Source organism: Pseudomonas costantinii, from assembly GCF_001870435.1.
Taxonomy (GTDB): Bacteria; Pseudomonadota; Gammaproteobacteria; order Pseudomonadales; family Pseudomonadaceae; genus Aquipseudomonas; species Aquipseudomonas costantinii.
Window position 1 is genome coordinate 450,272 of the sequence record NZ_MDDR01000034.1, and the last position, 19,080, is coordinate 469,351.

19 protein-coding genes are annotated in these 19,080 nt (G+C 59.9%); 7 read left to right on the top strand and 12 right to left on the bottom strand.

Annotated features, from left to right (window positions below; translation table 11 throughout):
- The first annotated feature begins 95 nt into the window (after positions 1-95).
- Both rep and BFL40_RS17555 read left to right on the top strand, forming a co-directional pair.
- The gene (gene rep, locus BFL40_RS17550; protein WP_071485174.1) at positions 96-2,105 is read left to right on the top strand and encodes a DNA helicase Rep; all 2,010 of its coding nucleotides are present in this window, start codon (positions 96-98) and stop codon (positions 2,103-2,105) included.
- A 57-nt stretch (positions 2,106-2,162) separates the two neighbouring features.
- Positions 2,163-2,735: a xanthine phosphoribosyltransferase gene (locus tag BFL40_RS17555; protein WP_071485175.1), complete on the top strand. Its 573-nt coding sequence runs from the start codon at positions 2,163-2,165 to the stop codon at positions 2,733-2,735.
- A gap of 127 nt (positions 2,736-2,862) precedes the next feature.
- Here the strand turns inward: BFL40_RS17555 and BFL40_RS17560 are convergent, their stop codons facing one another.
- From BFL40_RS17560 to dadA, 6 genes are all read right to left on the bottom strand, one after another.
- Positions 2,863-4,785 carry an acetyl-CoA hydrolase/transferase C-terminal domain-containing protein gene (locus tag BFL40_RS17560; RefSeq protein WP_071485176.1) on the bottom strand — a complete coding sequence of 641 codons (1,923 nt, stop codon included), beginning with the start codon at positions 4,783-4,785 and terminating at the stop codon, positions 2,863-2,865.
- A 136-nt stretch (positions 4,786-4,921) separates the two neighbouring features.
- Positions 4,922-5,374 (bottom strand): c-type cytochrome, encoded by a 453-nt coding sequence (locus BFL40_RS17565; protein WP_071485177.1) that lies wholly within the window; start codon positions 5,372-5,374, stop codon positions 4,922-4,924.
- Positions 5,375-5,556: 182 nt separating this feature from the next.
- The gene (locus tag BFL40_RS17570) at positions 5,557-6,105 is read right to left on the bottom strand and encodes a cupin domain-containing protein (RefSeq protein WP_049710945.1); all 549 of its coding nucleotides are present in this window, start codon (positions 6,103-6,105) and stop codon (positions 5,557-5,559) included.
- Positions 6,106-6,221: 116 nt separating this feature from the next.
- Positions 6,222-7,295, bottom strand: a complete 1,074-nt coding sequence (gene alr, locus BFL40_RS17575; RefSeq protein WP_071485178.1) for an alanine racemase — start codon at positions 7,293-7,295, stop codon at positions 6,222-6,224.
- 79 nt (positions 7,296-7,374) lie between these two features.
- Positions 7,375-7,728, bottom strand: coding sequence for a RidA family protein (locus tag BFL40_RS17580; RefSeq protein WP_071485179.1), 354 nt, complete (start codon positions 7,726-7,728; stop codon positions 7,375-7,377).
- Positions 7,700-9,001 carry a D-amino acid dehydrogenase gene (gene dadA, locus BFL40_RS17585; protein WP_071485180.1) on the bottom strand — a complete coding sequence of 434 codons (1,302 nt, stop codon included), beginning with the start codon at positions 8,999-9,001 and terminating at the stop codon, positions 7,700-7,702. Before dadA ends, BFL40_RS17580 begins: the two co-directional genes overlap by 29 nt.
- A 155-nt stretch (positions 9,002-9,156) precedes the next feature.
- Here dadA and BFL40_RS17590 point away from each other — a divergent pair, with 155 nt between their 5' ends.
- Positions 9,157-9,645 carry an Lrp/AsnC ligand binding domain-containing protein gene (locus BFL40_RS17590; RefSeq protein ID WP_003176896.1) on the top strand — a complete coding sequence of 163 codons (489 nt, stop codon included), beginning with the start codon at positions 9,157-9,159 and terminating at the stop codon, positions 9,643-9,645.
- 36 nt (positions 9,646-9,681) lie between these two features.
- Here BFL40_RS17590 and BFL40_RS17595 read toward each other — a convergent pair whose 3' ends face one another.
- A complete protein-coding gene (locus BFL40_RS17595; protein ID WP_016975913.1) occupies positions 9,682-10,035 on the bottom strand; it encodes a YkgJ family cysteine cluster protein in 354 nt (117 codons plus the stop codon).
- A gap of 115 nt (positions 10,036-10,150) precedes the next feature.
- Here BFL40_RS17595 and BFL40_RS17600 point away from each other — a divergent pair, with 115 nt between their 5' ends.
- Positions 10,151-11,443 carry an NAD(P)/FAD-dependent oxidoreductase gene (locus BFL40_RS17600; protein WP_071485181.1) on the top strand — a complete coding sequence of 431 codons (1,293 nt, stop codon included), beginning with the start codon at positions 10,151-10,153 and terminating at the stop codon, positions 11,441-11,443.
- A gap of 1 nt (position 11,444) precedes the next feature.
- Here the strand turns inward: BFL40_RS17600 and BFL40_RS17605 are convergent, their stop codons facing one another.
- Positions 11,445-11,669: a DUF1127 domain-containing protein gene (locus BFL40_RS17605; RefSeq protein ID WP_071485182.1), complete on the bottom strand. Its 225-nt coding sequence runs from the start codon at positions 11,667-11,669 to the stop codon at positions 11,445-11,447.
- Positions 11,670-11,835: 166 nt separating this feature from the next.
- On the opposite strand from BFL40_RS17605, the gene BFL40_RS17610 reads away from it, so the two are divergent.
- A complete protein-coding gene (locus BFL40_RS17610) occupies positions 11,836-13,260 on the top strand; it encodes an aminotransferase-like domain-containing protein (protein ID WP_071485183.1) in 1,425 nt (474 codons plus the stop codon).
- Positions 13,261-13,322: 62 nt separating this feature from the next.
- Entirely contained in the window at positions 13,323-14,891 is a 1,569-nt protein-coding gene (locus BFL40_RS17615) for a phospholipase D family protein (RefSeq protein ID WP_071485184.1), read from the top strand.
- On the opposite strand, the gene BFL40_RS17620 is transcribed toward BFL40_RS17615, so the two are convergent.
- Positions 14,888-16,030, bottom strand: coding sequence for an MFS transporter (locus BFL40_RS17620; RefSeq protein WP_071485185.1), 1,143 nt, complete (start codon positions 16,028-16,030; stop codon positions 14,888-14,890). The genes BFL40_RS17615 and BFL40_RS17620 overlap by 4 nt on opposite strands.
- A gap of 181 nt (positions 16,031-16,211) precedes the next feature.
- Positions 16,212-17,705: an aldehyde dehydrogenase gene (locus BFL40_RS17625; RefSeq protein WP_071485186.1), complete on the bottom strand. Its 1,494-nt coding sequence runs from the start codon at positions 17,703-17,705 to the stop codon at positions 16,212-16,214.
- Between the two features lie 230 nt (positions 17,706-17,935).
- On the opposite strand from BFL40_RS17625, the gene BFL40_RS17630 reads away from it, so the two are divergent.
- Entirely contained in the window at positions 17,936-18,298 is a 363-nt protein-coding gene (locus BFL40_RS17630; RefSeq protein ID WP_071485187.1) for a cupin domain-containing protein, read from the top strand.
- A 71-nt stretch (positions 18,299-18,369) separates the two neighbouring features.
- Here BFL40_RS17630 and rpmG read toward each other — a convergent pair whose 3' ends face one another.
- Together rpmG and rpmB are read right to left on the bottom strand one after the other, a co-directional pair.
- Complete coding sequence (rpmG, locus tag BFL40_RS17635; protein WP_003176906.1) at positions 18,370-18,525, bottom strand: 50S ribosomal protein L33; 156 nt, start codon at positions 18,523-18,525, stop codon at positions 18,370-18,372.
- A gap of 11 nt (positions 18,526-18,536) precedes the next feature.
- Positions 18,537-18,770, bottom strand: a complete 234-nt coding sequence (rpmB, locus tag BFL40_RS17640) for a 50S ribosomal protein L28 (protein ID WP_003176907.1) — start codon at positions 18,768-18,770, stop codon at positions 18,537-18,539.
- Positions 18,771-19,080 lie beyond the last annotated feature (310 nt).

A 19,080-nucleotide genomic window follows, 5' to 3' on the forward strand; every position in this document is an offset into this window, starting at 1 on the left:
TCGAGTGGTACGTCACACTGTCGTTCAGTGAGAGCAGAATCCTGCGAGCCTGTTAAAATGCCCGCCCTTTTGATCAACGACTCCCTGAACTCTGTATGTCCCGACTCAATCCCCGGCAGCAAGAAGCCGTGAACTACGTCGGCGGCCCTCTATTGGTGCTCGCCGGTGCAGGCTCCGGCAAGACCAGCGTGATCACCCGCAAGATTGCGCACCTGATCCAGAACTGCGGCATCCGCGCCCAGTACATCGTCGCCATGACCTTTACCAACAAGGCGGCGCGAGAAATGAAAGAGCGCGTCGGCACGCTGCTCAAGGGTGGCGAAGGCCGTGGCCTCACGGTGTGTACCTTCCACAACCTGGGGCTGAACATCATCCGCAAGGAGCATGTGCGACTGGGCTACAAGCCGGGCTTCTCGATCTTCGACGAGACCGATGTGAAGTCGCTGATGACCGACATCATGCAGAAGGAATATGCAGGCGACGACGGCGTGGATGAGATCAAGAACATGATCGGCGCCTGGAAAAACGATCTGATCCTGCCGCCCCAGGCCTTGGAAAACGCGCGCAACCCCAAGGAACAGACCGCCGCCATCGTCTACACCCACTATCAACGTACGCTCAAGGCGTTCAATGCGGTGGACTTCGACGACCTGATCCTGCTGCCGGTAAAGCTGTTCGAGGAACACGCCGACATCCTCGAAAAGTGGCAGAACAAGGTGCGCTACCTGCTGGTGGACGAATACCAGGACACCAACGCCAGCCAGTACCTGCTGGTGAAAATGCTGATCGGCAAACGCAACCAGTTCACGGTGGTAGGCGACGATGACCAGTCGATCTACGCCTGGCGCGGCGCTCGTCCGGAAAACCTGATGTTGCTCAAGGACGACTACCCGTCCCTGAAAGTGGTGATGCTGGAGCAGAACTACCGCTCCACCAGCCGCATCCTGCGTTGCGCCAACGTACTCATCTCCAACAACCCCCACGAGTTTGAAAAACAACTGTGGAGTGAGATGGGTCACGGCGACGAGATCCGCGTGATCCGCTGCCGCAACGAAGACGCCGAAGCCGAACGCGTGGCCGTCGAATTGCTGACCTTGCACCTGCGCACCGATCGACCGTACAGCGACTTCGCCATCCTGTATCGCGGTAACTACCAGGCCAAGCTGATCGAGCTGAAGTTGCAGCACCACCAGATTCCCTATCGTCTGTCAGGCGGCAACAGCTTTTTCGGACGCCAGGAAGTAAAAGACCTGATGGCCTACTTCCGCCTGATCGTGAACCCGGATGATGACAACGCCTTCCTGCGCGTGATCAACGTGCCGCGTCGGGAAATCGGCTCCACGACCCTGGAAAAGCTCGGCAACTACGCCACTGAACGCAAGATCTCGATGTACGCCGCCACCGACGAAATCGGCCTGGGCGAACACCTCGACACGCGCTTCACTGATCGCCTGTCGCGCTTCAAGCGTTTCATGGACAAGGTGCGTGAGCAGTGTTCCGGCGAAGACCCCATCAGCGCGCTGCGCAGCATGGTCATGGACATCGACTATGAAAACTGGCTGCGCACCAACAGTTCCAGCGACAAGGCCGCGGATTACCGCATGGGCAACGTCTGGTTCCTGATCGAGGCGTTGAAAAACACGCTGGAAAAGGACGAAGAAGGCGAGATGACCGTCGAAGACGCCATCGGCAAGCTGGTGCTGCGCGACATGCTTGAACGCCAGCAGGAAGAGGAAGACGGCGCCGAAGGCGTGCAGATGATGACCTTGCATGCGTCCAAGGGCCTGGAATTTCCCTACGTGTTCATCATGGGCATGGAAGAGGAAATCCTCCCACACCGCTCCAGCATCGAAGCCGACACCATCGAGGAAGAACGGCGCCTGGCCTACGTGGGCATCACTCGCGCGCGTCAGACCCTGGCCTTCACCTTTGCCGCCAAGCGCAAGCAATACGGTGAGATCATCGATTGTGCCCCCAGCCGGTTCCTCGACGAGCTACCGCCGGACGATCTGGCCTGGGAAGGCAATGACGACACCCCGACTGAGGTGAAGGCCGTTCGCGGCAACACCGCCTTGGCGGATATACGCGCGATGTTAAAGCGCTAGAATCGACTACTTTTTAATCTACTTTCGGCGCCTGTTGCGTCAACAGAGGAAGCTTTCGTGGAAGCACTGCACAAGAAAATTCGCGAAGAAGGCATCGTGCTTTCCGATCAGGTACTCAAGGTCGACGCCTTTCTGAACCACCAGATCGACCCGGCGCTGATGAAATTGATCGGCGACGAATTTGCCGCGCTGTTCAAGGACTCGGGCATCACCAAGATCGTCACCATCGAAGCCTCAGGGATAGCACCGGCGATCATGACCGGCCTGAACCTCGGCGTGCCGGTGATCTTCGCCCGCAAGCACCAGTCCCTGACCCTGACTGAAAACCTGCTGTCGGCGACCGTGTACTCGTTCACCAAGCAAACAGAAAGCACCGTGGCCATCTCCCCGCGCCACCTGACCAGCAGCGACCGCGTGCTGGTCATCGACGACTTCCTGGCCAACGGCAAGGCGTCCCAGGCGCTGATTTCGATCATCAAGCAAGCGGGTGCGACCGTGGCCGGCTTGGGGATTGTGATCGAGAAGTCGTTCCAGGGTGGGCGTGCGGAGCTGGATGCGCAGGGTTACCGGGTTGAGTCGCTGGCGCGCGTGAAGTCGTTGGCGGGTGGGGTCGTCACCTTCATCGAGTAAGCCCACCCCGATCATTCCCACGCTCCGCGTGGGAATACAGCCAGGGACGCTCTGCGTCCCAAGAGCGGACGCGGAGCGTCCAGCAAGGCATTCCCACACAGAGCGTGGGAACGATCAGGCTCACCCCTTAGTGTGCGGTAGCCTGTAGGCCGGCGAGCAATAAGCGCTGATACAAATCCTCTTTCAGCCCCTGCGGCTTATCCAAGTGCATCCGCTCCAGATGCCGGGGAAACACCTCCGGCTCCGGTGCATCCAGCGCCGCCTTGCCCAGCTCCAGAATCTCCGTCAGCTTGAATTTGCTCTTGAGCCAGTTCAACGCCCGCAACAGATCCCGTTCTTCATCCGTAAAGTCGCTGCCCAGCGGATACTCCGGGAACAACCGTCTATGCCTGGCCTGGATACCCTTGAGTCGCTCAGGGGTGTTGTCGGTAAAGCGCGAGTCCAGCTGGAAGTCCTTGGGTAACTTGCCGGCCTTTTGCGCCTGTTCGATCAAATCGCCCTGGAAGCGCGAGTCGGTGACATTGAGCAGCGCCTCGATCACCCTGGCGTCCGTCTGCCCTCGCAAGTCGGCGATGCCATATTCGGTGATGACGATATCCCGCAGATGCCTAGGAATGGTGCAGTGGCCGTATTCCCAGACAATGTTGGAACTGACTTCCCCCGCCGACTCGCGCCAGCTACGCAAAATCAGGATCGAGCGCGCGCCTTCCAGCGCATGGCCCTGGGCGACAAAGTTGTATTGCCCGCCTACACCGCTGAGCACATGGCCATCTTCCAACTGGTCAGCCACGCCTGCGCCGAGCAACGTCACCATGATCGCGCTGTTGATAAACCGAGCGTCCAGGCGTTGCAGGCGTTTGAGTTCTTCCTGGCCGTACAGCTCGTTGATGTAACTGATGCGGGTCATGTTGAATTCAATGCGCTTGCTGTGGGTCATCTCCTGCAAGCGCTGGTAAAAACTGCGCGGCCCGAGGAAGAAGCCGCCATGGATCGACACGCCGTCGGACTGTGCTGCGTCATCCAGGGTGCCAGCATTAGCCTGCTCCTGAGTTGCCACATCCGGGTAGACCTTGCGCCGCACAATGCCGGCATCCGCCAGCACCAGCAGGCCGTTGACGAACATCTCGCTACAGCCGTAGAGGCCGCGAGCAAAGGGATCGACGCCGCCCTCATGACTGATCAACGGCGCCCACTGATACACATCCAGATCCGTCAGCAGCAGCCGATAGGCGTCGTTATCGGCCTGGCGCGCCAGCAAGGCGGCGGTCAGCGCATCACCCATGGAGCCGATGCCGATCTGCAAGGTGCCGCCATCGCGCACCAGGGTGCTGGCATGCAGGCCAATAAAGTGATCCTGGAACCCCACCGGCATATTCGGTGTGGAGAACAGCGTGGTGTTGTCCTTTTCGTCGATCAGGTAGTCGAATTCGTCCATGCCCAACTCGGAGTCGCCAGGCATGTAGGGTAAATCGCTGTGGACCTGGCCAACGATCAGGATGGTTTCCCCTGCATCGCGGCGCTTGGCGATCATCGGCAGCAGGTCGAGGGTGATATCCGGGTTGCAACTCAGGCTCAAGCGATCGGGGTGTTCAGTGCTACTCGCGACTAATTGCGCCACCAAATTCAGCCCGGCGGCGTTGATATCGCGGGCGGCGTGGCTGTAGTTGCTGCTGACATAATCCTGCTGCGCCGACTGGCTATGGAGCAAGCTGCCGGGCTGCATGAAGAACTGCTGTACGCGGATGTTGGCTGGCAGGCTGTCTCTGTGCAGGTCGGCCAGGAAATCCAACTCGGGGTAATCGCCGAATACCCGTTCAATAAAGGGCTCGAGAAAACGCTTTTGCAAACCATCGCCGAAGGGCGGTCGACCCAGGCTCAGCGCCGTGTAGATCGTCAGCGCCCGCTCCGGCAACTGGGCGATGCGCCGGTACAGCGCGTTGGCGAACAGGTTGGGTTTGCCCAGGCCCAGGGGCATGCCCATATGGATATGCGCCGGCAACCGCGCCAGTACGTCGTCAACTGCTTGCTCGATTGAACACAACTGCACCATCCGACCCTCCTGAACATTCCATGATTAGGGGTTGGACCGAGCTTGCCGGGTCTTTGCTGCAAAGAACAGCTTTGAAACACAAATCGCAGGCACAAAAAAGCCGCTCGTAAGCGGCTTTTTGCAGAGGCGCGGCGTGTTACTGGCCGGACATCTTCTTGATAGCGCCTTCCAGGTCATCAAGGCTGCAATCGGAGCAAGTGCCCATTGGCGGCATGGCTTTGTAACCATGTTTGGCAACCTGAGCCAAGCCTTTGGTGCCTTTCTGTGGATCTTCAATTTTGAGCTCTGCCAGGACGGCGTCAACGTGACCGATCCGTTCTTTCCAGGCTGCTGCGTCGCCTATTTTCGGCGCTTCCAACAGACCGGTACCGTGGCACGCGTTGCAGTGTTTGGCGATGACATCATCCGGCGTTTTTGCAGCGCCGCCGCCGCCCACAGCCACGGCAACTTCCATCCCTTTGCATTCCTGGCCCTGAACACAGACTTGGCCGACAGGCTCCAGGCGCTTGGCAATTTCATCATTGGTCGCAGCTTGAGCGCTGACAGCCCATAGGGCCAGTACGGTTGCTGGTGCAGCCAGCATTTTCATAATTAGGTTCACGCGTTCACCCTCAATGGTGGCTATTCACGCCTGCGGCCACGGTTTCGCAGGCGGCGAAAGTATAACGGTTAGCCCGCCTGGCCGAAACAACCCTATTAACTAAAGGGAGATTCAGCCTCGCGGAATACTGCTTCGGGTGTGTCTGCAACGCTGGCAGCACGCCTCTTCTGTCAAAAGTTCGCGGGTGTGGCTGCGCTGATTAGTCGCGCCGGCACATCGAACGGATTGCGAAAACGATGGGGCTTGGTGCTTTCAAAGTAGTAGCTATCGCCAGCTTCGAGCACAAAAGTTTCAAGACCAACCACCAATTCCAAGCGTCCTTCCACCAGAATCCCGGTTTCCTCGCCTTCGTGGGTGAGCATTTCTTCGCCCGTGTCGGCGCCCGGCGGGTAGATTTCGTTGAGAAACGCGATCGCCCGGGTTGGGTGCGCCCGGCCCACCAGTTTCATGGTGACGGCGCCGTCGGAGATGTCGATCAGCTCATTGGCTTTATAGACGATCTGCGTCGGTATTTCCTGGAGGATCTCCTCGGAAAAGAACTCAACCATGGACATAGGGATGCCGCCCAGCACCTTGCGCAAGGAGCTGATCGAGGGGCTGACACTGTTTTTTTCGATCATCGAAATGGTGCTGTTGGTGACACCCGCGCGCTTGGCGAGCTCACGTTGGGAAAGACCTTTCAGTTTACGGATGGATTGCAGTCGTTCGCCGACGTCCAATGCAGGAACCTCCTAGGATTCAGGCTTTGTTGTAATTGAGCGTTATCATGGCGACAGCGTTCAGTATTTACAACACTTGGGCCTAAATCCCGGGCAGTTCCGATCGTCATGTTGGCTTAAGCGCCGCAATAGAGCCTTGGCACGCGGCGCAGGTTGCAGAAGATCTGGTAGGGAATGGTCTCAGCGGCAACCGCAACGTCGCTGGCGAGGATATTTTTACCCCACAGCTCCACGGTAGAACCGAGGCCGGCCTGGGGCACATCCGTCAGGTCGATGCACAGCATGTCCATCGACACCCGGCCCAGCAATTGGCTGCGCTGCCCGGCTACCCATACCGGCGTGCCGGTTGGCGCGTGGCGTGGGTAACCATCGGCATAACCCATGGCAACCACACCGATGCGCATCGGCTTGGGCGTGATGAACTTGGCGCCGTAGCCCACCGGCTCGCCAGCCGGCAGTTCGCGCACGCTGATGACTTTCGATTCCAGAGTCATCACCGGCTGCAAACGCGCGGCCACGGCCTGGTCTTCGCCAAACGGCGTCGCGCCGTAGAGCATGATGCCCGGGCGTACCCAGTCGCTGGTCACATTCGGCCAGCCCATCACCGACGGCGAGTTGCGCAGGCTGACTTCAGCCGACAAACCTTGGCGCGCCGCCTCAAATACCGCGACTTGTTCATTGCTGCGTACGCAATCGAGTTCATCGGCGCGGGCGAAGTGGCTCATCAACACAATCTTTGCCACTTTGCCGCTAGCCAGCAGACGCTGGTAGGCCTCGTGGTAATCCTTGGGATGCAGGCCGACGCGGTGCATGCCCGAATCCAGCTTGAGCCAGATGGTCAGAGGCTTGCTCAACCTGGCTTGCTCGATCGCTTCCAACTGCCACAACGAATGCACCACGCACCAGAAATCATGCTCGATGATCAGCGGCAGCTCATCAGCTTCAAAAAAACCTTCCAGCAGCAACACCGGCGCACGAATCCCGCCAGCCCGCAGCTCCAGTGCCTCTTCGATGCAGGCCACGGCAAAACCATCGGCCTCGGCTTCCAGCGCCTGGGCCACGCGCACGGCACCATGCCCATAGGCATCGGCCTTGACCACGGCGAGGGCCTTGGCCCCCGTGGTTTCACGGGCCAACTGGTAATTATGGCGCAGGGCTTGGAGGTCGATCAGGGCACGGGCAGGACGCATGGCGGCGGACTTCTAGGCGGCAGAGAGAAGAAAAACCGGCACCGACAGACAGCGTCGGCGCCGGGAGAGGGATCTTTGCTTAAGGCAGCGCGGCCACGACGGACAGCTCTACCAGGATTTGCGGTTCGCACAGCTTGGCTTCAACCGTGGCACGGGCCGGGGCGACGCCTTTGGGCAACCATGTGTCCCACACCGCGTTCATGCCGGCGAAATCGGCGTCGATGTCTTTCAAGTAAATCGTCACCGACAGCAACTTGGTTTTGTCGGTGCCGGCCAGGTCGAGCAAACGTTCGATATTGGCCAACGTTTCACGGGTCTGTTTTTCAATCCCGGCACTCATGTCGTCGCCGACTTGCCCTGCCAGATACACGGTGCCGCTGTGAACAACGATCTGGCTCAAACGCTCATTGATGAGCTGGCGCTGGATTGACATGCTTTGCAGACTCCTGGTGGTTGCCATAACGGGAAATATCGAGGCCTTCGGCGCTGATTTGCGGCGTTTTCTTCGCAATCAGATCGGCCAACAAGCGACCAGAGCCACAGGCCATGGTCCAGCCGAGGGTGCCGTGGCCAGTATTCAGGAACAGGTTCTTGAATGGGGTGGCACCGACAATCGGCGTGCCGTCGGGTGTGGTTGGGCGCAGGCCGGTCCAGAACGAAGCTTGGGTCAAATCGCCGCCCTGAGGATAAAGGTCGTTGACGATCATCTCCAGGGTTTCACGCCGACGCGGGTTCAGCGACAGGTCAAAACCGGCTATTTCAGCCATGCCGCCCACACGGATTCGGTTATCGAAACGGGTAATCGCGACCTTGTAGGTTTCGTCGAGAATGGTCGACGTCGGCGCCATCGCCGCGTTGGTGATAGGCACGGTCAGCGAGTAACCCTTGAGCGGGTAAACCGGCGCCTTGATCCCCAGCGGCTTGAGCAGCTTCGGTGAGTAACTGCCGAGGGCCAGCACGTAACGGTCGGCAGTTTCCAGCTTGCCGTCGATCCACACCCCGTTGATGCGGTCGCCCGCATAGTCGAGACGCTGGATATCTTGTTCGAAACGGAATTCCACGCCCAGTTGCTTGCACATGTCGACCAGGCGGGTGGTGAACATCTGGCAGTCGCCGGTCTGGTCGTTCGGCAGGCGCAGCGCACCCGCTAGAATATCGGTAACGCTGGCCAGGGCTGGCTCAACACGAGCAATACCGGCGCGGTCCAGTAGTTCAAAGGGCACGCCGGATTCTTTCAGCACGGCGATGTCTTTGGCGGCGCCATCAAGCTGGGCCTGGGTGCGGAACAGCTGGGTAGTACCGAGGCTGCGGCCTTCGTAGGCAATACCGGTCTCGGCGCGCAGTTCGTCGAGGCAATCGCGGCTGTACTCAGACAGGCGCACCATGCGCTCCTTGTTCACGGCATAGCGGCTGGCGGTGCAGTTGCGCAGCATCTGCGCCATCCACAAATATTGATCGATATCAGCCGTGGCCTTGATCGCCAACGGTGCGTGGCGTTGCAGCAGCCATTTGATGGCTTTGAGTGGCACACCCGGGGCGGCCCATGGCGAGGCGTAACCTGGGGACACTTGGCCTGCGTTGGCGAAGCTGGTTTCCATGGCAGCGGCTGGCTGACGGTCGACCACAACGACTTCAAAGCCGGCCCGAGCCAAATAGTAGGCACTGGTCACACCAATGACGCCGCTACCCAAGACCAGAACGCGCATTTTTATATCCTCATCGCGGCCTGACCGCTGACGTGTGTTGTTCGAGCAATGATGTGCGCAGTATAAAAAGCAATCGCCAGTGCATTTCACTATATAACTGCTTATATTTGGCGACAATTCTCGGCAAAAACCCTTTTCACAGAGGCGTATCCCCTATGCGTACCAACACCCAGACCAAGCGGGAGCTGGACAAGATCGACCGCAACATCCTGCGCATCCTGCAGACCGACGGGCGTATTTCGTTTACGGAGCTTGGGGAAAAGGTCGGACTGTCGACGACACCGTGCACCGAACGGGTACGCCGGCTGGAGCGTGAGGGGATCATCATGGGCTACAACGCACGGCTCAACCCGCAGCACTTGAAAGGCAGTTTGCTGGTATTTGTCGAGATCAGCCTCGATTACAAGTCCGGCGACACCTTTGAAGAATTCCGCCGCGCCGTGCTGAAACTGCCCCATGTGCTGGAGTGCCACTTGGTGTCAGGCGACTTCGACTACCTGGTGAAGGCGCGGATTTCCGAGATGGCTTCATACCGCAAATTACTCGGCGATATCCTGCTCAAACTGCCCCATGTGCGGGAATCCAAGAGCTATATCGTGATGGAAGAGGTGAAGGAGAGCCTGAATCTGCCGATCCCGGACTGACTGAGCCAGCGCCTACATTTTGACCCAGTACATCCGCTAGACCAGTACCTGCCGAGTGCTGGCCATGTACTCATGGATTTGCTTTTCCACCCTGGGATGAATCAGCTCCACCGGCCGCCGCCCATTGGGGCACGGCAAGGTCTTGGTGGTCCCAAACAACCGACAGATCAGCGGGCGCTCGTCATACACCGTGCAGCCGTTCGGCCCCAGGTGCACGCAGTTCAGCTCATCCATGGCCGCGTCCTGCTCGGCAGCGGTTTTACGCGGCAGGCGCGACATTTCCTCGGGCGAGGTGGTCACCGGCCCACAGCAGTCGTGGCAACCTGGGACGCACTCGAACGAAGGAATCTGTCGGCGCAGCGCGCTGATTTTCTGACTGTTGCAACTCATCGAAACAAGTACCGAACGGCGAATAGGCGTGGATTCTGCCGCAAAAGGCTCTGCACAGACAGCTTCACCCGACCGCTGTATCCTGCGTCAAATTTTCCAAACAGGGATGCTCCCCATGACTGCCAGCGCCCGGCACACCGCTTCCTACTATGCCGCCAGCAGCGTGCCGCAACCCGATTACCCGGCGTTGACCGGCGATATGCGCGCCGATGTGTGCGTGATTGGCGGTGGTTATTCCGGGCTTAACACCGCCCTGGAACTGGCCGAGCGCGGCTTCAGCGTGGTGTTGCTGGAAGCGCGCAAGATCGGCTGGGGCGCCAGCGGGCGTAATGGCGGCCAGTTGATTCGCGGCGTCGGCCATGGCCTGGACCAGTTCGCCAACGTGATCGGCAGCGACGGCGTGCGCCAGATGAAGTTGATGGGGCTGGAGGCCGTGGAGATCGTGCGTGAGCGCGTCGAGCGCTATCAGATCCCCTGCGACCTGACCTGGGGCTACTGCGACCTCGCCAACAAGCCCCGCGACCTGCAAGGCCTGGCCGAAGACGCCGAAGAACTGCGCAGCCTGGGCTATCGCCATGAAGTACGTTTGCTGCAAGCCGGCGAGATGAGCAGCGTGATCGGTTCCGACCGCTACGTAGGCGGCATGATCGACATGGGCTCCGGCCACTTGCATCCACTGAACCTGGCACTCGGCGAAGCGGCCGCCGCCCAGCAGCTGGGCGTGAAGCTGTTCGAACAGTCCGAAGTGACGCGCATCGACTACGGCCCCGAGGTCAACGTGCACACTGCCCTTGGCAACGTGCGCGCCAAGACCCTGGTACTGGCCTGCAATGCCTACCTCAATGGCCTGAACCCGCAATTGAGCGGAAAAGTGCTGCCCGCCGGCAGCTACATCATCGCCACCGAACCGTTGAGTGAAGCCCAGGCCGCCAACCTGCTGCCGCAGAACATGGCTGTGTGTGATCAGCGGGTAACCGTCGATTACTTCCGACTGTCCGCCGATCGCCGCCTGTTGTTCGGGGGTGCCTGCCACTACTCAGGTCGCGATCCTCAGGACATCGGTGCCTACATGCGCCCGAAAATGCTCAAGGTATTCCCGCAACTGGCCGACGTGAAGATCGACTACCAGTGGGGCGGCATGATCGGGATCGGCGCCAACCGCTTGCCGCAGATCGGCCGATTGGCGGACCAACCCAATGTGTATTACGCCCAGGCCTACGCCGGCCATGGCCTCAATGCCACGCACCTGGCGGGCAAGCTGCTGGCCGAAGCCATCAGCGGCCAGCAGCAGGGCCGCTTCGATCTGTTTGCGCAGGTGCCACACATCACCTTCCCCGGCGGCAAACATCTGCGTTCGCCGCTGTTAGCGCTGGGGATGCTCTGGCACCGCTTCAAAGAATGGGTGTGAATCAGCCGCGCCAGAAAGGCTTCACGCCTTCCTGGCGCGCTTGTTCAGCGGTTAACCCGATATCGCGCAATTGCTCGACCGTCAGATTCAGCAATGCCTTGCGGGTGTGGCTGCGGTGCCAGAACAGACTCCAGCCACGACCGCTGGGCGCCGACAGTGCCCGCTCCTGCCCCGACTCTAATTCCTGACTGTGTAACGCCAACCGCACATCGCTCATGCCGCTCATTTTGTCGTCCCTCATTTGCTTGTTGCCATGAGTGACTAGAATGGGCGAGCGAGCAAAACCATTACAGATTCAAACCAATTTTATTAAATCCATACAGGCACTGCCTTTGGACCGCTGAATCCTGTATTTTCCCCCTATCTGTACTGGTCCGTTGGGAGCGACCGCCATGACCCTTTACGTCAACCTCGCCGAATTGCTGGGCACCCGCATCGAACAGGGCTTCTATCGCCCTGGGGATCGCTTGCCCTCTGTGCGGGCCTTGAGTGTGGAACACGGGGTGAGCCTCAGCACCGTGCAGCAGGCGTATCGCATGCTGGAAGACAACGGCCTGGCAATGCCCAAGCCCAAGTCCGGTTACTTTGTACCCGTTGGTCGTGAGCTGCCGGCCCTGCCCGAGGTCGGTCGCCCGGCCCAACGGCCGGTGGAAATTTCCCAGTGGGATCAGGTGCTGGAACTGATTCGCGCGGTGCCGCGCAAAGATGTCATACAGATGGGTCGCGGTATGCCGGATGTATTGTCGCCCACCCTCAAACCGCTGCTGCGCAGCCTGGCGCGCGTCAGTCGACGTCAGGACCTGCCTGGGCTGTATTACGACAACATCCTCGGCTGTATGGAATTGCGTGAGCAAATCGCCCGGCTGTCTTTGGATTCCGGCTGCCAACTGAACGCCGAAGATATCGTCATCACCACCGGCTGCCATGAGGCGCTGTCCGCCAGCATTCATGCCATTTGCCAACCTGGGGATATCGTCGCCGTCGACTCGCCGAGCTTCCACGGCGCCATGCAAACGCTTAAAGGCCTGGGTATGAAGGCCTTGGAGATCCCAACGGACCCGATCACCGGCATCAGCCTCGAAGCACTGGAATTGGCCTTGGAACAGTGGCCAATCAAGGTCATTCAATTGACCCCCAACTGCAACAACCCGCTTGGCTACATCATGCCGGAGGCACGCAAACGGGCACTGCTGACCCTGGCCCAGCGCTTTGACGTGGCGATCATCGAAGACGATGTGTATGGCGAACTGGCCTACAGCTATCCGCGCCCGCGCACGATCAAATCCTTCGACGAAGATGGCCGTGTACTGCTTTGCAGTTCCTTCTCGAAAACCCTGGCGCCAGGCCTGCGTATTGGCTGGGTCGCACCCGGCCGATACTTGGAGCGGGTGCTGCACATGAAATACATCAGCACCGGCTCCACCGCTACACAGCCGCAGATCGCGATTGCAGAGTTCCTCAAGAACGGTCATTTCGAACCGCATTTACGGCGGATGCGCACCCAATACCAGCGCAATCGCGACTTGATGCTCGACTGGGTCAGCCGCTACTTCCCGGCGGGCACTCGCGCCAGTCGGCCCCAGGGCAGTTTCATGCTGTGGATAGAACTGCCGGAGGGCTTCGATACCCTCAAACTCAATCGCGTGTTGGTGGAACAAGGCGTACAGGTGGCCGTGGGAAGTATCTTTTCTGCTTCCGGCAAGTACCGGAACTGCCTGCGCATGAACTACGCTGCCAAGCCAACCCCGCAGATCGAAGAGGCGGTGCGCAAGGTCGGTGCTGCCGCAATCAAGATGCTGGCCGAGGCGCAGGACTGACCTTTCGCGAAAAATAGCCGTCATATGCCGACAATCGCCCAGACCTGGAAGCAGCGCCCTTGATGATCCGACGGCTTTTACCGCTTTTGCTGCTGGGCGCTCTGGGCTTGTGCGGCTGCGCCACGGTGGATGTACCGCGCATACCCAGCGACGCCCTGCCCGCTGCGCAATCGTCATTCGGCCGCTCGATCCAGGCCCAGGCCGCACCGTATCAGGGACGCTCCGGCTTTCGCCTGCTGCCCAACAGCAACGAGGCGTTCATGGCCCGTGCCGAGTTGATCCGCAACGCCCAGACCAGCCTCGACCTGCAGTACTACATCGTCCACGACGGCATCAGCACCCGCATGCTCGTGGATGAACTGCTCAAGGCCGCCGACCGAGGCGTGCGCATCCGCATCCTGCTGGACGACACCACCAGCGACGGCCTCGACCAGATCATCGCCACCCTCGCCGCCCATCCCAAGATCGAAATTCGCCTGTTCAACCCATTGCACCTGGGGCGCAGCACCGGTGTGACGCGGGCCATGGGCCGCTTGTTCAACCTGTCACTGCAACATCGGCGCATGCACAACAAGCTGTGGCTGGCGGACAACAGCGTGGCGATCGTCGGCGGGCGCAACCTGGGGGACGAGTATTTCGACGCCGAACCCAACCTGAACTTCACCGATATCGACATGCTCAGCGTGGGTCCGGTGGCCGAGCAACTGGGCCACAGTTTCGACCAGTACTGGAACAGCGCGCTGAGCAAACCCATTGATGAATTCGTCTCAAGCAGCCCGTCCAAGGGCGACTTGGCTGCTGCACGTGTGCGCCTGCAAGACTCACTGGCCGAATCACGCCAGCAGAACCACGCCCTGTACAACCGCTTGCGTACCTACCAGACCCGACCGCGCATGGACATCTGGCGCCGCGAGTTGATCTGGGCCTGGAACCAGGCGCTGTGGGACGCGCCGAGCAAGGTGTTGGCCAAGGCTGATCCAGACCCGCGCTTGTTGCTCACCACCCAACTGGCACCGGAGCTGGAAGGGGTAAGCCGCGAGCTGATGATGATTTCGGCGTATTTCGTACCTGGGCAACCCGGGCTGGTGTACCTCACCGGTCGCGCCGATGCCGGTGTGTCGGTGAGCCTGCTGACCAACTCCCTGGAGGCCACCGACGTACCGGCCGTGCACGGCGGCTATGCGCCTTATCGCAAGGCGCTGCTGGAGCACGGCGTGAAACTCTATGAACTGCGCCGCCAACCGGGCGACGTCCCAAGTGGCAGCGGCCCGCACCTGTTTCGCCGGGGCACCTTTCACGGCTCGGACTCGAGCCTGCATAGCAAAGCGATGATCTTTGATCGGGAGAAGTCGTTTATCGGCTCGTTCAACTTCGACCCGCGCTCGGTGCTGTGGAACACCGAAGTCGGCGTATTGGTGGACAGCCCCGAGTTGGCGGAGCATCTGCGCAACCTGGCACTGCAAGGTATGGCCCCAGCCTTGAGCTATGAGGCGAAACTGCAGGACGGCCAAGTGGTGTGGGAGACCGAGGATAACGGCCAATTGCACACCCTGACCCGTGAGCCAGGCAGTTGGTGGCGCCGATTCAACGCCTGGTTCGCCACCAGTGTTGGCCTGGAGCGCATGCTCTAGGCCGGTTGCGCAGCGCCGAATGCACCCTGGCGCAATAGCAACACCACCAGACCCAGCGCTCCAGCCGCCATCAGCAGCGGCAATGCATGCCCGCTGATCCACTGGCTACCCGCGCCCGCCACCAGCGGCCCGATCAGGCAGCCGATGCCCCACAGCTGCGCAATGTGAGCATTGGCGCGCACCAGCTCATCGTCGCGGTAACGCTCGCCGATCAGAATCAGCGACAGCGTGAACAACCCGCCCGCACTGGCGCCGAATAGCACCCACACCGGCCAGATCAGCAGCGTGTGCATCAACAGTGGAATTGCCAGGCTCGATGCCAGCAACAACACCGCACAACTCAAAAACAGCGTGCGTCGCGGCAAGTAGTCCGCCAGCGCACCGATGGGCAATTGCAGCAGTGCGTCGCCGACCACCACCGTGCTGACCATCGCCAAGGCGATCTCGGCGGTGAAGCCCTGTTGCAGGCAATACACCGGCAGCAGCGTCAGAATCATCGCCTCGAACGCAGCGAACAATGCCACCGCCCAGGCAATCGCCGGCAGGCTCTGGCAAAAGCGCCACAGGTCGACGAAGGTCACGCTGAAGGATTCGGCAGTCGGTGCGCCGGAGCGCCCCAGCAACAGCAGCGGTGCGACCATCAGCAAGCCCACGCCCACCCAGAAACCATAATCATGGTCGGTACCCAGCACGCCCAGCAGCAACGGGCCCGACAGCTGGCTCAAGGCATAGGTGCAGCCATACAGTGCCACCAACCGGCCACGCCATTGCTCCACCACCAACTGGTTGATCCAGCTTTCACCGAGGATAAACACGATGGTCAGGATCACTCCGATCATCAGCCGCAGCACCAACCAAACCGGGTAGCTGGGCAGGATTGCCAGCAAGCCGATGGAGACGGCGCCGGCCCACAGGCACAAACGCATCAGGTTGGCGGTGCCCAGCCATGAGGCCATCCGGCTGGAGACCTTCGCCCCCAGCAGCACGCCGAAGGCAGGCATCGCCGCCATCACACCAATGGCGAAGCTACCGTAGCCCCAGCCTTCTAGGCGCAGGGACACCAAAGGCATGCTGACGCCCAGGGCCAAGCCGACGCTCAGCACCGAGGCCAGGACGGCGAAATAAGTCGCCCAACGCATTTCCACGCTCCTGTGGATTATTTTTTCAGGGTTTTAAACGAACTGTAGGAGCGAGCTTATGTGGAAGCCGGGCTTGCCCGCGATACAGGCACCTCGGTGTGTCAGTCACACCTCGGTGATGCTATCGCAGGCAAGCCAGCTCCCACACAAGCTCGCTCCTACAGAGGATCAGCGGTGTTGCTTAGAGCTTGATCCAGGTCGACTTCAGCTCAGTGTATTTGTCGAACGCATGCAGCGACTTGTCACGGCCATTACCCGACTGCTTGAAACCACCAAACGGTGCAGTCATATCGCCGCCGTCATACTGGTTGACCCACACGCTACCGGCGCGCAGGGCCTTGGCGGTCAGGTGCGCCTTGGAGATGTCCGCTGTCCACACGGCTGCGGCGAGGCCGTAGATAGTGTCGTTGGCGATGGCGATGGCTTCTTCGGCGCTGTCGAAGGTGATCACCGACAGGACTGGGCCAAAGATCTCTTCCTTGGCGATCTTCATGGCATTGGTCACACCGTCGAAAATCGTCGGCTCGACGTAGGTGCCACCGGTTTCTTCCAGGGTGCGCTTGCCACCGGCTACCAGTTTGGCGCCGTCGGCGTGACCGGCTTCGATGTACGAAAGCACAGTGTTCAACTGTTGGGTGTCCACCAGTGCACCAACGTTAGTCGCCGGGTCCAGCGGGTTGCCTGGCTTCCAGCCTTTGAGGGCCTCGATCACCAGCGGCAGGAATGTGTCCTTGATGGAGCGCTCTACGAGCAGGCGCGAACCGGCGGTGCAGACTTCGCCCTGGTTGAAGGCGATGGCACCAGCGGCGGATTCAGCAGCAGCTTGCAGGTCAGGGGCATCGGCGAACACGATGTTCGGGCTCTTGCCGCCAGCTTCCAGCCACACGCGCTTCATGTTCGATTCACCGGATCGAATCAACAGTTGCTTGGCGATCTTGGTGGAACCCGTGAACACCAGGGTGTCGACGTCCATGTGCAGCGCCAGCGCATTGCCCACGGTGTGGCCGTAGCCCGGCAGCACGTTCAGCACGCCTTTTGGAATACCGGCCTCAACCGCCAGGGCTGCGATGCGGATCGCGGTCAGCGGGGATTTCTCGGACGGCTTGAGGATCACCGAGTTACCGGTCGACAGCGCCGGGCCCAGCTTCCAGCAGGCCATCATCAACGGGAAGTTCCACGGCACGATGGCACCCACCACGCCAACCGGCTCGCGGGTCACCAGACCCAACTGGTTGTGGGGGGTGGCGGCGACTTCGTCGTAGATCTTGTCGATCGCCTCACCGCTCCAGCTCAGGGCATTGGCGGCGCCAGGCACGTCAATTTCCAGGGAGTCGGTGATCGGCTTGCCCATGTCCAGGGTTTCGAGCAGCGCCAGCTCTTCGGCATTGTCATTGAGCAGCGCGGCGAAACGGAGCATGACCGATTTGCGCTTGGCCGGCGCCAGGCGCGACCAGACACCGGAATTGAAGGTGGCGCGGGCGTTTTCTACGGCACGCTGGGCGTCGGCGGCGTCACAACTGGCAACGGTGGCCAGCAGGCGGCCATCGACCGGGCTGATGCATTCGAAGGTGTCACCGGAAACAGCGGCGGTGTACTCGCCATTGATGTAGGCGCGGCCTTCGATCTTCAGATCCTTGGCGCGTTGTTCCCAGTCGGCACGGGTCAGGGTGGTCATGCGAGTGTCCTCCTCTTATTGAATACAAGGGCCAGGTGATGTCCCCCGGCAGCCTCACAAAATTCTTGCCCGGCCAGCCAGCTGTTCGGCTCAAGGCAGCTGCCACCCTAAACCAGCAGCTGGGGATGTTTCAATATATTTGACATAACGGCGGAAAACGCCCTTGCGATGTTCATTTTAATAAACATAGACTTTGGGCTCTCCAACCGCAGGCCAGACGGGACACGCACATGAGCATCCAGGACATCGTCGACTTCAGCCAAGCCAAGACCCCCGCCGACCGCTACCGCCCTGCCGCCGAGAAAATCCTCAAGGGCGACCCCGAGCAAACGATCTACAACCACTACAACAGCCCCTGTGGCCAGATGAGCGCCGGAGTCTGGGAAGGTGAAGTCGGGCAGTGGAAGGTCAACTACACCGAGCATGAGTACTGCGAGATTGTGCAGGGTGTGTCCGTACTGCGCGATGCCGATGGCAACGCCAAGACTTTGCGCGCCGGCGACCGATTCGTGATCCCCGCCGGCTTCAGCGGCACTTGGGAAGTGCTGGAAGCGTGCCGCAAGATCTACGTAGTGTTCGAACAGAAAGCCTGACCGGCAAATTCAAGGCAAAAAAAAGCCCGACTCGTGAGAGACGGGCTTTTTTTCACAAGGAAGAAAATCAATTACTTGATTTTGCCTTCTTTGTAGATCACGTGCTTGCGAACGCGCGGGTCGAACATTTTCTTTTCGAGCTTGTCCGGGGTAGTACGCTTGTTCTTGTCGGTAGTGTAGAAGTGACCAGTACCGGCGCTAGAGATCATTCGAATCAATTCACGCATGATAGAGCTCCTTAGATCTTGCCAGCGGCACGGATTTCGGCCAGCACGACAGTGATGCCACGCTTGTCGATAATGCGCATGCCTTTGGCAGATACGCGCAGACGGACAAAACGTTTCTCTTCTTCAACCCAGAAGCGGTGATGCTGCAGGTTTGGCAGGAAACGACGACGGGTTTTGTTATTTGCGTGGGAAATGTTATTCCCAGTCACCGGACCCTTACCGGTAACTTGACATACTCTCGACATGCCTCAGCCCTCTAAAACCACATGCCCAACCCGGCATGGGTTGGCCGCTTAATCTCTCAGTCATTTGGCGCCAGGCGCCGCGTTTCTTTAGGGTCTTACCGGCTACACCTACAAGCGAAGGAACCGGGCCCCTAGAAAAGAGCGCTGCTTTATACCAGAAAGACCCCGGTGCAACAACAGCCCGTGAGTTTTTACCAGCGTAAATCCTGGCGGAAGGCGCCTGAACCGTTGCCAGGAGGGGCCGCTGTAACAGCCGACCACTCGTCGCACAGAATGATTTACAGCGCCCGAGCGCACTGGAAAGTGCACG

What these genes read in the sequence shown, in the direction of transcription:
- BFL40_RS17565 (WP_071485177.1), bottom strand. Translation starts at nt 5,374, where the DNA reads ATGAAAATGCTGGCTGCACCAGCAACCGTACTGGCCCTATGGGCTGTC.
- dadA (WP_071485180.1), bottom strand. Translation starts at nt 9,001, where the DNA reads ATGCGCGTTCTGGTCTTGGGTAGCGGCGTCATTGGTGTGACCAGTGCC.
- BFL40_RS17605 (WP_071485182.1), bottom strand. Translation starts at nt 11,669, where the DNA reads ATGAGCGGCATGAGCGATGTGCGGTTGGCGTTACACAGTCAGGAATTA.
- alr (WP_071485178.1), bottom strand. Translation starts at nt 7,295, where the DNA reads ATGCGTCCTGCCCGTGCCCTGATCGACCTCCAAGCCCTGCGCCATAAT.
- BFL40_RS17615 (WP_071485184.1), top strand. Translation starts at nt 13,323, where the DNA reads ATGATCCGACGGCTTTTACCGCTTTTGCTGCTGGGCGCTCTGGGCTTG.
- BFL40_RS17630 (WP_071485187.1), top strand. Translation starts at nt 17,936, where the DNA reads ATGAGCATCCAGGACATCGTCGACTTCAGCCAAGCCAAGACCCCCGCC.
- rpmB (WP_003176907.1), bottom strand. Translation starts at nt 18,770, where the DNA reads ATGTCGAGAGTATGTCAAGTTACCGGTAAGGGTCCGGTGACTGGGAAT.
- BFL40_RS17620 (WP_071485185.1), bottom strand. Translation starts at nt 16,030, where the DNA reads ATGCGTTGGGCGACTTATTTCGCCGTCCTGGCCTCGGTGCTGAGCGTC.
- BFL40_RS17560 (WP_071485176.1), bottom strand. Translation starts at nt 4,785, where the DNA reads ATGGTGCAGTTGTGTTCAATCGAGCAAGCAGTTGACGACGTACTGGCG.
- BFL40_RS17580 (WP_071485179.1), bottom strand. Translation starts at nt 7,728, where the DNA reads ATGTCAATCCAGCGCCAGCTCATCAATGAGCGTTTGAGCCAGATCGTT.
- rep (WP_071485174.1), top strand. Translation starts at nt 96, where the DNA reads ATGTCCCGACTCAATCCCCGGCAGCAAGAAGCCGTGAACTACGTCGGC.
- BFL40_RS17590 (WP_003176896.1), top strand. Translation starts at nt 9,157, where the DNA reads ATGCGTACCAACACCCAGACCAAGCGGGAGCTGGACAAGATCGACCGC.
- BFL40_RS17600 (WP_071485181.1), top strand. Translation starts at nt 10,151, where the DNA reads ATGACTGCCAGCGCCCGGCACACCGCTTCCTACTATGCCGCCAGCAGC.
- BFL40_RS17625 (WP_071485186.1), bottom strand. Translation starts at nt 17,705, where the DNA reads ATGACCACCCTGACCCGTGCCGACTGGGAACAACGCGCCAAGGATCTG.
- BFL40_RS17610 (WP_071485183.1), top strand. Translation starts at nt 11,836, where the DNA reads ATGACCCTTTACGTCAACCTCGCCGAATTGCTGGGCACCCGCATCGAA.
- rpmG (WP_003176906.1), bottom strand. Translation starts at nt 18,525, where the DNA reads ATGCGTGAATTGATTCGAATGATCTCTAGCGCCGGTACTGGTCACTTC.
- BFL40_RS17595 (WP_016975913.1), bottom strand. Translation starts at nt 10,035, where the DNA reads ATGAGTTGCAACAGTCAGAAAATCAGCGCGCTGCGCCGACAGATTCCT.